9 protein-coding genes are annotated in these 12,961 nt (G+C 70.4%); 5 read left to right on the top strand and 4 right to left on the bottom strand.

Going from position 1 to position 12,961, the window contains the following annotated elements:
- Positions 1-39: 39 nt before the first annotated feature.
- The 4 genes from AC2EBU_RS01080 to AC2EBU_RS01065 all read left to right on the top strand — a co-directional run bounded on the left by AC2EBU_RS01080 (position 40) and on the right by AC2EBU_RS01065 (position 6,069).
- Positions 40-363 carry a hypothetical protein gene (locus tag AC2EBU_RS01080; protein WP_484608542.1) on the top strand — a complete coding sequence of 108 codons (324 nt, stop codon included), beginning with the start codon at positions 40-42 and terminating at the stop codon, positions 361-363.
- A gap of 169 nt (positions 364-532) precedes the next feature.
- Positions 533-2,374: an ATP-binding protein gene (locus AC2EBU_RS01075; protein ID WP_484608541.1), complete on the top strand. Its 1,842-nt coding sequence runs from the start codon at positions 533-535 to the stop codon at positions 2,372-2,374.
- Between the two features lie 96 nt (positions 2,375-2,470).
- Complete coding sequence (locus tag AC2EBU_RS01070) at positions 2,471-4,225, top strand: SulP family inorganic anion transporter (RefSeq protein ID WP_484608540.1); 1,755 nt, start codon at positions 2,471-2,473, stop codon at positions 4,223-4,225.
- Positions 4,226-4,392: 167 nt separating this feature from the next.
- Positions 4,393-6,069 carry an AMP-binding protein gene (locus AC2EBU_RS01065; RefSeq protein WP_484608539.1) on the top strand — a complete coding sequence of 559 codons (1,677 nt, stop codon included), beginning with the start codon at positions 4,393-4,395 and terminating at the stop codon, positions 6,067-6,069.
- A 132-nt stretch (positions 6,070-6,201) separates the two neighbouring features.
- On the opposite strand, the gene AC2EBU_RS01060 is transcribed toward AC2EBU_RS01065, so the two are convergent.
- From AC2EBU_RS01060 to AC2EBU_RS01045, 4 genes are all read right to left on the bottom strand, one after another.
- Positions 6,202-6,798, bottom strand: coding sequence for a histidine phosphatase family protein (locus AC2EBU_RS01060; protein WP_484608538.1), 597 nt, complete (start codon positions 6,796-6,798; stop codon positions 6,202-6,204).
- Between the two features lie 215 nt (positions 6,799-7,013).
- The gene (locus tag AC2EBU_RS01055) at positions 7,014-9,419 is read right to left on the bottom strand and encodes an ATP-dependent DNA helicase (protein ID WP_484608537.1); all 2,406 of its coding nucleotides are present in this window, start codon (positions 9,417-9,419) and stop codon (positions 7,014-7,016) included.
- A complete protein-coding gene (locus tag AC2EBU_RS01050; protein WP_484608536.1) occupies positions 9,409-10,266 on the bottom strand; it encodes a hypothetical protein in 858 nt (285 codons plus the stop codon). The genes AC2EBU_RS01055 and AC2EBU_RS01050 overlap by 11 nt, the downstream gene beginning before the upstream one ends.
- 18 nt (positions 10,267-10,284) lie before the next feature.
- Complete coding sequence (locus AC2EBU_RS01045; protein ID WP_484608535.1) at positions 10,285-10,929, bottom strand: DedA family protein; 645 nt, start codon at positions 10,927-10,929, stop codon at positions 10,285-10,287.
- Between the two features lie 58 nt (positions 10,930-10,987).
- Between AC2EBU_RS01045 and mutL the strand changes: the two genes are divergently transcribed.
- Positions 10,988-12,925: a DNA mismatch repair endonuclease MutL gene (gene mutL / locus AC2EBU_RS01040; RefSeq protein WP_484608534.1), complete on the top strand. Its 1,938-nt coding sequence runs from the start codon at positions 10,988-10,990 to the stop codon at positions 12,923-12,925.
- Positions 12,926-12,961: the final 36 nt, after the last annotated feature.

Raw genomic sequence — 12,961 nt, 5'->3', positions numbered from 1 at the left:
AGAGTGCTAGGGTTAACCCCATACCCAACCGGAGTCTCTATGCGCGCCGTCAAAGAAGCCCGTCAATACATCGAACGCAATCCGGCCGACCCCAGCGCGGTGGTACTTGCCAAGCTGGTGCTTGCGCTGGAGATGGAAAGTGACTTTCACGTCACCGACCTCTATCAATTGGACCAGCCGCGTTTTGACCTCGCGCTGCGTATTCTGGGTGAATGGCGCGTCGACCGGTATTACCTGGGCAAGGCCCGCCTGTTCGACGTCTCCCTGCAAATGGCCGAGATGTACGCCACACCGCAGCCGACGGCGGCACCTGCCGCTTTCCCGGCCGAGCCGACTGCAACCGCCGCCCCGGCGGGCGTCTGAAACGGGCTCTGACCGGCCGCCGCAGTGCGTGGCCCTGAAATGCCGCACCGTAGTCTCTGAGCCTCGCCGCCTCTGAGCCCGCGGGTGGGCCCGTCGGGGTCCATCGACCGGGTGCCCTCCCGGGTCGTCCTACACTCGACAGCCTGACTGGCGAACGACGACGACCTCCATGACCGACGCCCCCCCGCTTCCCGCCCTTTACCACCGACGGCTGCGCTGCACGCTGCACATTCCGCCCGGGGCCCAGCTCGCGCAGGCCCGCGCCTGGGCTGACGCCGTATTCACCAGCGAGGCACCGGACCCTGAAGAAGCCGCCGATCCGGCAGGCGCGGCGAGACCGATGCCAACCGGCGACGCATCCGCCCGGGAACAGGCCGCGGGCTTCGCGCAACTGACCGTCCGCCTGGCCGGCGCGCTGCTGAGGCTGGCGCGCGTACCCGCTTTCGGCCCGGCAACGGTCGTGGAGCTCCTGCCGCCCGCCGCCGGGCCCGGCTGGCCCCTGCAATGCGCTCTGCCCCAGGTGGACTACCTGGACAGCAGACTGTATGAACGGGCCCTGGATCTGGCCCGCGGCTGGGTGATGGACCGCGCCGTGACACCGTTTGATCCGGATCAGGTCAGCGCGCTGCAGGACGCCGTGTGGCGCGGCCCGGTCGCGGCCCTGATGCCGATGGCCCCGGGTGCGGCCTCGACCTTCCCGGTGCTTCAGGCGGCGTGGCAGGCCGATGTGCCCTTGCTGCACCTCAACGGCGGCGTCTTTCAGCTGGGTTGGGGCAGCCGGGCGCGGCGGCTCGACCGCAGCACCACCGACCGCGACAGCGCCATCGGCGCCAAGCTCACCGGGGACAAAAACTGGACGGCACGGGTATTGCGCGACGCCGGCCTCCCAGCGCCGGTCCATGCCCTGGTGGATAGCCCGGAACAAGCCCTTGCCGCGGCCCAGGCGATGGGATGGCCGGTCGTCATCAAACCACTGCGCTGTGAAGGCGGCGACGGCGTGACGGTCGACATTCGCCATGCGGCCCAGGTTCACCTGGCCATGGAGACGGCCCGGCGGGCCGGCGGCAGCCCGGTTCTGGTGGAAAAGCAGGTGCCAGGACTCTGCCACCGGGTACTGGTGGCGTTCGGCGCCGTGCTGTACGTCGTGCGACGCGGCCCCCTGTCGGTGGTGGGTGACGGCCAGCGGTCGATTGCCGCCCTTGTGCAGGCCGCCGCTGAACGGCGCGCGCGCCTGGCACCGTGGGACCGCGCCGCGGGCGACTATGTGCTTGACCACCTGGCGCTGGAGACCTTGTCGGCCGCCGGACACACCCCCGACGAAGTTCCGGCGCCCGGCTCCACCGTGGCGCTGCGTCCGGCCGAATCGGCCACCTGGGGCCGGCATGACGAGGATGTGACGCGCCAGACCCACCGCGACAACGCCGACATCGCGATCCGCGCCGCACGGCTGCTGAATCTGGAGGTAGCGGGGATCGACCTCGTCACAACGGACATCAGTCAGCCGTGGCACCACAACGGTGCTGTCATCAACGAAGTCAATTTCGCCCCCCTGCTGGGTGGTGGAGAGACTTCGCGCCGGCACTTGCCGCTGTTCATCCAGCATCTCATGGGCGGCAGCGACGGCCGGCTGCCCGTGGAGGCATTCGTCGGCGGCGATGGTGCGGTGGCCGCGGCGCGCGAACGCCAGAAGGCCCATGCCCGGGCCGGCCACAGCGCCCACATCGCCCTGGCGGACCAGATCGTGCTGCCCGACGGCCAGACACGACGACTGGCCGTGCGCGGCCTGGCGGCGCACTGCCGTGCGCTGGTGCTGGATGCGGCGGTGACCCGGATCATTGTGGTGGTGCAGGACGACGAGTGCCTGGGCCAGCCCTGGCTGCTGGACCGTCTGACCGCTGTTTTCACACCCGAGCCCGGTCCGGGCGCACCTCCGGCGGCTGACTACGGACCGGAGGGCATCTACGGCCGGCTGGCCAGCCGGCTGCTGGCGCTGTGTCCGACGGCTCGTTAGGGCCCCCGGCACCCCGCGCCGCCCGTTTTGGGGCAGAATCTGGCAATAGCCAGCGTAAAAAGGTCGCTTTTAGCTACGCTTTTGATAGTAAACGCGATGAACGGCAGTTCCCCACCCCCCCCATCGCCGGCGTCTGCTGCGCACTGGGCCCGCTGGGTTCCGGCGCTGCGGCTGATGCGCGGCTACCGGCGCGAGTGGCTGGGTCACGATCTGCTCGCCGGCCTGGTGCTGACGGCGGTGCTGATCCCGGTGGGCATGGGCTACGCCCAGGCGTCGGGCCTGCCGCCGATCCATGGCCTGTATGCCACCGTGCTGCCGCTGTTGGCCTACGCCCTGTTCGGCCCCAGCCGGGTGCTGGTGCTGGGCCCCGACTCCACCCTGGCGGCGGTCATTGCAGCCATCATCGTGCCCTTGTCAGCGGGTTCGCCCGGCCAGGCGCTGGCGCTGGCCGGGGCGCTGGCGCTGCTGACGGCGGCGTTTCAGGTGCTGCTGGGCCTGGCCCGGCTGGGCATGGTGGCCGACCTGCTGTCCAAACCGATCCGGCTGGGTTTCATGAACGCCATTGCCTTCACGGTGATCATCAGCCAGTTGCCCGGTCTGATGGGCGCGCGGGGCGTGTCAGGCAGTATCCCGGATCGGGTCGTCGCACTGGTCGCCATCGTGCGCGACGGTCTGGTCAGTCCAACCGCCGTGGCGTTCGGGCTGGGCAGCCTGGTCGCCTTGCTGCTGCTGCGCCGATGGCGCCCGCGCTGGCCGGCCGTGCTGCTGGTGGTGGTCGCGGCCACCGCGCTGTCGGCGCTGCTGCTGCGGCACGGCGACGCTGATCTGCCGATTCTGGGGACGATCCCGCGCGGCCTGCCGCTGCCCGCCTGGCCTGGCATCGGCTGGCACGACGTGGTGGCGCTGGCACCGGGCGCGCTCATCATTGCGCTGCTGTCCCTGGCCGATACCAGCGTGCTGTCGCGCACCCTGGCCGCGCGCGATGGCAGCCGGGTTGACCAGAACCAGGAAATGGTTGCGCTGGGTCTGGCCAACGCCGCCGCCGGGCTGTTCCAGGGCTTTCCGGTCAGCAGCAGTTCGTCGCGTACGCCGGTGGCCGAGGCGGCCGGCGCCCGCACCCAGCTGACCGGCGTCTTCGGGGCGGCGGGCATTGTTGCGGTGCTGGTGCTGGCTCCGGGCCTGCTGCAAGCGATGCCGATTGCGCTGCTCAGCGCGGTGGTGATCGTGGCCTGTCTGTCGTTTGCCGACCCCAAGGGGCTGTGGGCACTGCGCCGGCAACGCCGGGTGGAATTCCTGCTGGCACTGGTGTGTTTCGCCGGAGTCGTTCTGCTGGGCGTGCTGGAAGGGATCGGGCTGGGGATCGGGCTCTCGCTGATGGTGCTGATCTGGAACACCTGGCACCCCTACTCGGCGGTGCTGGTGCGGGTGGACGGACGCAAAGGCTTCCATGACGCGTTGCGCCACCCCACCGGGCGCACGGTTCCCGGGCTGGTGCTGTTCCGGTGGGACGCGCCGCTGTTCTTTGCCAATGCCGAGGTGTTTCGCGAACGGGCACTTCAGGCCCTGGACGAGGCACCGACACCCACGGTCTGGCTGGTGGTGGCGGCGGACGCCATGACCGACATTGACACCACCGCCGCGGAATCCCTGGGCGAGCTGATGGCCGAATTGCGCCAGCGCCAGGTGCAGCTGCACCTGGCCGGCCTCAAAGGACCGGTCAGGGACCGCCTGTTCCACTACGGTCTGACCCCCGATCTGACCGAAGCGCGTTTTTCGCCGACGGTGGGCGCCGCCGTGAACCTCTATCGCGCCACCCATCCGGTGAACTGGAAAGACTGGGACGAGGACTGAGCCGCCAATCGCCCCAATTTCGGCCCAAAACCCTTCGATCGCACGCGAAAAAGCTATGTTCTGGAGTCAACCCTCTACTTAGGGGTTATTCCGGAGACCATCCGGGCGCGTAAGCGGCGACATTTGGGGCCCCACGCATCTGCACGGGCGAATCCAAGGAATAGAGCATGAGCAACAAACTGATTCTCGACTACGTCTACGAGCACGAAACCAACCGCGCCAACCAGGTCTACCTCACCCAGCCCACCGGAGGCGGTCAGGTCAGCGACTACACCTGGTCCCAGACCGTCGACGAAGCGCGTCGCATGGCCGCCTACCTCAAGAGCCGCAACCTGGAGCCGGGCTCACGCATTGCCATCCTGTCCAAGAACTGTGCCCATTTCTTCATGGCCGAACTGGCCATCTGGATGTCCGGCCACACCACGGTGGCCATTTTCCCGACCGAAACGGCCGACACCATCCGCTTTGTGCTCGACCACAGTGGCGCCAGCCTGCTGTTTGTCGGCAAACTCGACACCTGGCAAGACCAGAAGCCTGCCGTCTCCGACCACCTGCCCTGCATTGCGTTCCCGCTGGCGCCGCCGACCGACTACGACACCTGGGATTCCATCACCGGCCGCACCGAGCCGATGCAAGGTCGCCCCAACCGCAACGCCGACGACCTGGCCATGATCATCTACACCTCGGGCTCCACCGGAACCCCCAAGGGCGTGATGCATTCCTTCGGCCGCGTCACCCGTGCCTCGGAAGAGATCACCAAAGACATCGTCTCGCGCATCGGCCGGCCGGAAGAAAACCGCATCCTGTCCTACCTGCCGCTGGCCCACGTGTTCGAGCGCGCCTGGGTGGAATGCGCGTCGCTGGTCGACGGCCAGACCCATGTGTACTTCGCCGAATCGCTGGACACCTTCCTGCAGGATCTGCAGCGCGCCCGGCCGACCACCTTCATCTCGGTGCCCCGCCTGTGGCTGAAGTTCCAGCAAGGCGTTTTCACCAAGATGCCGCCCAAGAAACTCGATCGCCTGCTGTCGATCCCGATCCTGGGCCGCATCGTCGCCAAGAAGGTGCTGACCGGCCTGGGCCTGAACCACGTGCTGCTGGCCGGCAGCGGCTCGGCGCCCATTCCGGCCGAGCTGATCGCCTGGTACCGCCGCCTCGGTCTGAACCTGATCGAGGGCTACGCCATGACCGAAGACTTTGCCTATTCGCACAACTCCACCGAGGCGATCAACGCGCCCGGCTGCGTGGGCGTGCCGCTGCCGGGCGTGCAGGTGCGTATCAGTGACGAGGGTGAAATCCTGATCAAGTCGCCCGGCCAGATGGTCGGCTACTACAAGCGCCCCGACCTGACGGCCGAAGCCTTCACCGAAGACGGGTTCTTCCGCACCGGCGACCGCGGTGAGCGCCGCAAGGACGGACTGCTGAAGATTACCGGCCGCGTCAAGGAGCTGTTCAAGACCTCCAAAGGCAAGTACGTCGCTCCGGCGCCGATCGAAAACATCATCAACGCCCATCCGATGGTGGAGCTGTCGCTGGTGTCCGGCGTCGGCCAGCCCTCGGCCTACGCCATGGTGGTGCTGGCCGAAGCGCTGCGCCCCCGCACCACCGACGCCGCGGTACGGCAGGAAGTGGAGCAGGAAATGGCCCAGTTGCTCAAGTCCGTCAACAACCAGGTGGCCGACTACGAACAGCTCAAGATGATCGTGATCGCGCGCGAACCGTGGTCCATTGAAAACGGTTTCCTCACCCCGACCATGAAAATCCGCCGCAACCGCATCGAATCGGCGGTCGAACAGGAACTGGACAACTGGTACGCCAACCGCGCCAGCGTTTTCTGGCATTGACCCTTCCGTTGCGCCGGGGGGCTGCCACGCCGCCCCGGGCCGGATCCCGCAAGGTCGCCTCAGGCGGCCTTTTTTTTGCGCTCGACGGCGCGCATTCAGGCTCGGGAAAGCCCGGCGGGACCCGCCGCCGGATCAGGTCGCAGGTGGAGGCGCCAGCCGCGCCAGCACCTGCACCCGGCCGTCGGTGCCCGAGCGCAGCACCAGGCCCTGGGCCGCGTCGCTGTTCTCGCCGGTCAGGTCCGCCAGGACGAACATGTGGGTCACCCAGACATCAAAGCCGCTGCGGCCCCGCCGCGCGGCCAGCGCCTGGCGCAAGGCCGCCCCCTGTGCGGCGCGGGCCGCCGGGTCGCTGCCGTGCGGCGAGCCCAGCGGCGCCCACACCGCGCCCCGGCCAAAGGCCAGCGTGGCCGTGTCGCGGCAGCGGCACCACGGGCTGGAGAGCACCTGCTCCGGCACCAGCCGCTGCTCGGCAAACCAGCGCCCCAGCCGCTGCGCCTGCGCCCGACCCGCCTCGCCCAGGTTGCGCTGCGTGCGGCAGTCATCCAGCCGCATGCCGGGCGGATCGAAGGTGCCCGGCGCATCGGCGTGACGGAAAGCGATCACCACCCCGCCCTGGCGCAGCGCTGCGGTTACCCCGTCCGCGGGGTTGCCGGCGGCGCGGACGGGCAAAATCGGTGAGCAGGACGCCAGCGCAGCGGCCTGCAACCAGCGGCGACGGTCAACGGACATGGGGTTCTCCTGTGGTGGACGGGGCGGATCGCCCCGACGGGCGTTCGACTGCCCCATCGTACGAGGCGTCCAAAAGCCTTGACGTCCGGCGGCCCAATACGCCCGCGTGCCGGCCCGGCGGCCGATTCAGCGATCAGAACAGGGCTGCAAGAGTCCTGTTTTTGTAGCAAACAACGACCATTCCACGATGGGTATAGCCCAAAAAAGCTGAAAACTCAGGCGTCCGGGCCTTCCGCAGCCCCTGGCGCCGCCCCGCCCCACCACCCCGGCAGCAGCGCACGCACCTCGCGGCGGGCGAAGCGCTGGTCCAGCAGCCAGAGGGTGCCGCGGTCGTCGGGGGTGCGGATGACACGGCCGGCGGCCTGCACCACCTTCTGCAGGCCGGGGTAGAGGTAGGTGTAGTCGTAGCCACGGCCGGGGAAACGGGCCTCCAGGCGCTGGCGCATCTGCTCGTTCACCGGGTTGACCTGGGGCAGACCCAGGGTGGCGACGAAGGCGCCGATGAGCCGGTCACCGGGCAGGTCGATGCCTTCGGCAAAGGCGCCGCCCAGCACCGCAAAGCCGATGCCGCGTCCGCCGGGCGTGAAGCGGGCCAGAAACGCCTCTCGGGCCGGCTCGTCCATCGCGCGCTGCTGGGCAAAGGCGGGGATGTCGGGGTGTGCCGCCGCCAGCGCGTCAAACACCTGCTGCAGGTATTCGTAGCTGCTGAAAAACGCCAGGTACTGCCCCGGCGCCTGCCCGAACTGGCGCGCCAGCACCGCCACGATGGGCGCGCAGGAGGCGGCGCGGTCCTGCCAGCGGGTGGACAGGCCGGTGGCGACATGCACCGTCAGCTGCCCCGCCGCGAAGGGGGATGGCACGTCCAGCCAGGCGCTGCGCTCCGGCAGGCCCAGCAGGTCGGCATGCCACTCGCGCGGGCTGAGCGTGGCGGAAAACAGCACGGCCGTGTGGGCGGCCGCCCAGCGGGGCGCGAGATGCGGCGCCGGCACCAGGTTGCGCAGCGTCAGCCGCAGCGGCGGCGGACGGCGCCCGGGCTCGGGTGGCCAGGCCAGCGTGGCGTCGACCAGGGCGTGCGGCCCGAAGCTCTCGGCCAGGCGCAGAAAGGCCAGCGCGTCGAAGTAAAAGCCCTGCAGGTCCGCCCCGGCCTGCGCCACCGCGGCCGGCAGCGTGGGGTGTTCGGCCAGCAGGTCGCTGAGCGCCGCCACCGTGGTGTGCAGGGTGTCCACCAGGCCGTCCGGCAGCGCGTCAAAGGCCTGGTACGTCCCGGCCAGGCTCCGGCGCAGGTCACCGAGGCGGCGCGAGAGGCGCTCCAGCGGGCGGCGCAGGGCCGGTGGCGCCACCACCCGCAGGCGGCGCAGCTCGCCGCTGTCCAGGCTGGCGCTGTACATGGCGCGGGCGCGCTCGGTCAGGTTGTGCGCCTCGTCCACCAGCAGGCCGGCGCGCCAGCCCTCCTGCACGGTGAGCGCGTGCAGCAGTGCCGCGCTGTCGAACCAGTAGTTGTAGTCGCCCACCACCACATCGGCCCAGCGGCTGAGTTCCTGCGCCAGGTAATAGGGGCAGACGCTGTGCGCCAGCGCCAGGGTGCGCAGCGCGGCCTTGTCCAGCAAGGTGCCACCAGCACCCTGCACGGCGTCCACGGCGGCCTGGCGGGCGGTGGGCAGCCGGTCCCAGAAGCCTCGCGCCAGCGGGCAGGATTCGCCGTGGCAGGCTTTGTCCGGGTGTTCGCAGGCCTTGTCGCGGGCGGTGAGCTCCAGCACCCGCAACGGCAGCGGCGCCTGGCCCGGGCGCTCGCGCAGCGAGGCCAGGGCATCCAGCGCCAGGCGCCGGCCCGGGGTTTTGGCCGCGAGATAAAACACCCGGTCCAGCCCCGGGGCGCTGCCGTCGGCCTTGCGCGGGTCGGGCGGCATGGCGCGCAGCAGCGGGTACAAGGTGCCCAGCGTCTTGCCGATGCCGGTGGGCGCCTGCGCCATCAGCACCCGGCCGGCCCGGGCCACGCGGTAGACGGCGCCGGCCAGATCGCGCTGGCCGGCGCGGAAGGCGGGCCGCGGAAACGCCAGCGCCGCAAGCGCCGCGTCGCGCGCCGCGCGGTGCGGCGCCTCCTGCGCAGCCCAGGCCAGATACCGGCGGCACTGGTCTTCGAAAAACGCCCGCAGCGCGGGCGCGTCAGCGGTCTCGGTCAGCACCGTTTCGGCCCGGGTGTCGATGTTGAAGTACACCAGCGCCAGTTCCACCTGCTCCAGCCGGTTGGCCTGGCAGATCAGCCAGCCGTAGACCCGCGCCTGGGCCCAGTGCAGCGCGCGCTGGTTGGCGCTCTGGCGGGCCAGGTCGCCGCGGTGGGTCTTGATCTCCTCCAGCCGGTGGGCGGCCGGGTCCCAGCCGTCGGCGCGGCCGCGCACCCGCAGCGTGCCGAAGTCGGCTGACACCGGCACCTCGCGCTGGTAGCCCGGGCCGCGCCGCGCGGTGACGGCGCCGTGTCCCTCCACCCCCTCGGCGCCGGTGGGTGACGGGGTGAAGCGCAGGTCCAGGTCCCCGTGGCGGGCGGTGAATTCACACAGCGCGCGCACCGCCACCACCGCCAGCGGGGCGGCGCCGGACAGGGCGCCTGGCGTGTCAGGGGGCATCACAGGGGGTCAGCGGGGCCTGGGCGCCGTCGTCGAAGCGGCACGGTGTGCTCTGGGCCAGTGCCATCCAGACCGCCAGCGGCAGCCGCTCCACCGGTCGGCGCGGCGCGGGGCGGGCCACGGTCAGCACCGCCCCGGCGGCCAGCATCACGCCGCATTCGGGCGGAATGTCGTCCGGCTGGCCGATCGGGCGCCCGCGGGCGTCGGTGCCCAGCACATACCAGCACTCACCGCCCATGTCGAGGTAGGCGGCGCGTTTGGCGGGTTTTTTCAGGTCGCCCAGCAGGTCGGCGCGGCGCACCTTGATCTCGTGCACCACCGGGTGCAGGTAGGCCTCCACCGTGGTGCGGCGGATGGAAAACACATCGGGCATGGCCAGCACCCACTGGCCGGCGGGGGGGTGCGGCGGCGCCAACGGGTCCAGGGGCGCCGGCGCGTCGGCGGGCTCAGGCGGCGGCACCGGGCGGGTGTCGTCGGGCAGGGGCGCGCCGGGGTCCGCCACCCAGGCGCGCAGGGTCAGGCCGGTCCAGGCCAGGCGCCCGGCGCGGGTCATTTCGCGGGCGACGGTGTCCACCAGCGCTTCGTGCGCCGAGCGCGCCGCGCGGTTGGTCTGCAGCGAGGCGGCGATCAGCCGGAGGCCGGCGTCGGTGACCCGCAGGGTTTCATGGCCGCTGGCGGCCGTGACGCGCTGCAGCAGACCGGCGGCCAGCAGCTCCACCTCCACCAGGTCCTGGCAGGGCCAGCCGGCCGAGCGATAGACCTCGCGGAGGCGGCGGGCGTGCACGCGGGTGGGGGCAAAGGCCGGGTGGGCTGCCGTTTGCTGCGGTACCGCGTCGGGGGATTCCATCGCGGGCAGCCGTCGGGGTCAGGCGCTGGCGCGCCCGCTGCCTTTCCAGGCGCCGAACAAGGCGATCAAACCAGGGATGAGAATCAGCGCCCAGATGATCTTGCTCAGGTTGGCCTGCACCCAGGGCAGATTGCCGAACCAGTAGCCGGCCAGCGTCAGCCCGACCACCCAGATGAACGCTCCGATCACGTTGTAGGCGGTGAACTTGCTGCGGGTCATTTCCGCCACACCGGCCACAAAGGGCGCAAAGGTGCGGACGAACGGCATGAAGCGGGCCAGGATGATGGTGATACCGCCGTAGGTCTCATAGAACTGGTGGGCCTGATCGAAGGCGCGGCGGTTGAAAAAGCGCGAGTTCTCCCACTGGAATACCTTGGGCCCGAAATACCGTCCGATGGTGTAGTTGACCTGATCGCCCAGAATCGCCGCGGCGAGCATCAGGCCGATGGCCAGTTGCACGTCCAGCAGGCCCGCCCCACACAACGCGCCGACCACAAACAGCAGCGAGTCACCGGGCAGAAATGGCATCACCACCAGTCCGGTTTCGACAAAGATGATCAGGAACAGCAGAGCGTACACCCAGGCACCGTAGGCCTGCACAAAGGCTTGCAGGTGTTTGTCCACGTGCAAGATGAAGTCAATCAGAAAGGCGGCGATTTCCATGGGCGGCAATTATCCCCGGCGCGCCGCGGCGGGCCGCGCCGCCGCCTAGAATCCCCGCGTGAGCCAAGTCCAAGCCGAACCCGCCGCCCGCCGCCCGATCCGCGAACTGCCCGACGAGCTGATCAGCCAGATTGCCGCCGGCGAGGTCATCGAGCGGCCGGCCGCCGTGGTGCGCGAGCTGGTGGACAACGCGCTGGACGCCGGTGCCACCCAGATCACCGTGCGGCTGCTGGCCGGCGGTGTGCGGCTGGTGGCGGTGGAAGACGACGGCGGCGGCATTCCCCGCGCCGAGCTGCCGGTGGCCCTCAAGCGCCACGCCACCAGCAAGATCGGCAACCTGCACGATCTGGAGTCGGTGGCCACGATGGGCTTTCGCGGCGAAGCGCTGGCCGCCATCCATTCGGTGTCCGAGCTGTCGCTGCTGTCGCGCACCGACGGCGAAGCCAGCGCCTTCCTGCTCGACGGCCGCAGCGGCGAGCTGCGCCCCGCCGCCCGCGCCACCGGCACCACGGTGGAGGTGAAGGAGCTGTTTTTTTCCACCCCGGCGCGGCGCAAATTCCTCAAAACCGACGCCACCGAACTGGCCCACTGCATCGAGGCCGTGCGCCGCCACGCGCTGGCCCGGCCCGACGTGGGGTTTGCCATCTGGCACGAGGGCAAGCTGGCCGAGCAGTGGCGCGCCCATCAGGGCCCGGACGCCCTGACCCGCCGCCTGGCCGATGTGCTGGGCGAGGATTTCATCACCGGCTCCATCGCGGTGGACCACTGGGCCGGCCCGCTGCGGGTGAGTGGCCGCGCCGGCCTGCCGGACGCCGCCCGCTCGCGCGCCGACCAGCAGTTTGCCTATGTCAACGGCCGTTTTGTGCGCGACAAGGTGGTCACCCACGCCGCGCGCAGCGCCTACGAAGACGTGCTGCACGGCCAGAAACAGCCGGTCTATGTGCTGTACCTGACGATCGACCCGACCCGGGTGGACGTGAACGTGCACCCGACCAAGATCGAGGTGCGTTTTCGCGACAGCCGCGAGGTGCACCAGGCGGTGCGCCATGCCATCGAAAACGCCCTGGCGGTGCCCCGGGCCCAGGCGCTGGCCGCCACCACCGGCATGGACCGCCCCGCCGGCCCGCCCGGCACGGTGGCGCCGGCCGCCAGCGGCCCCGAAACACCGGTTTCGGAACAAAAATTGCCGATACCCAGCGTCAAATGGTCACAGTCTGCTATCAATCTGGGACCCACCAGCGGCCACCGGGTCTCGGATCTGGACGCTTTGTGGGGCCCGCCCCGCGGCGACGCCCCGGCTGACACCGCCACCGGCGCGGCGCAGCCGCCCTGGGCGGGCGCGACACCCGCCGCCAGCGCCGGTGAGGCGACACCGCCCTTCCCGCCCGAAGCAGCCGCCAGCCCCCCCGCCGACTGGCCGCTCGGCCGCGCCGTGGCGCAGGTGCATGGCGTGTACATCCTGGCCGAAAACCGGCACGGGCTGGTGCTGGTGGACATGCACGCCGCCCACGAACGCATCCTGTACGAGCGCCTGAAACACCAGCTGGACGCCGCGCCGCTGGCCAGCCAGCCGCTGCTGATTCCCGCCACCTTCGCCGCCACCCCGGAAGAAGTGGCCACGGCCGAGGCCGCCACCCACACCCTGGCGCTGCTGGGCCTGGAGATCACCCCGTTTTCGCCGCGCACCCTGGCGGTGCGGGCCGTGCCGGTGACGCTGGCCCAGGGTGACGCGGTGGAGCTGGCCCGCAGCGTGCTGGCGGAACTCGCCCAGCACGACGCCAGCACCGTGGTGCAGCGCGCCCGCAACGAACTGCTGGCCACCATGGCCTGCCACGGTGCCGTGCGCGCCCACCGGCGCCTGACGCTGCCCGAGATGGACGCCCTGCTGCGCCAGATGGAAGCCACCGAGCGCTCCGACCAGTGCAACCACGGCCGCCCCACCTGGCGCCAGCTGACCATGGCCGAGCTCGACGGCCTGTTCCTGCGCGGGCGCTGAAGGAGCGCGCGGAACTTTCGCCCGGACGGCGGAATC

It is taken from the genome of Curvibacter sp. T50, assembly GCF_057219955.1.
This window is presented reverse-complemented; position numbering and strand designations above follow the sequence as displayed.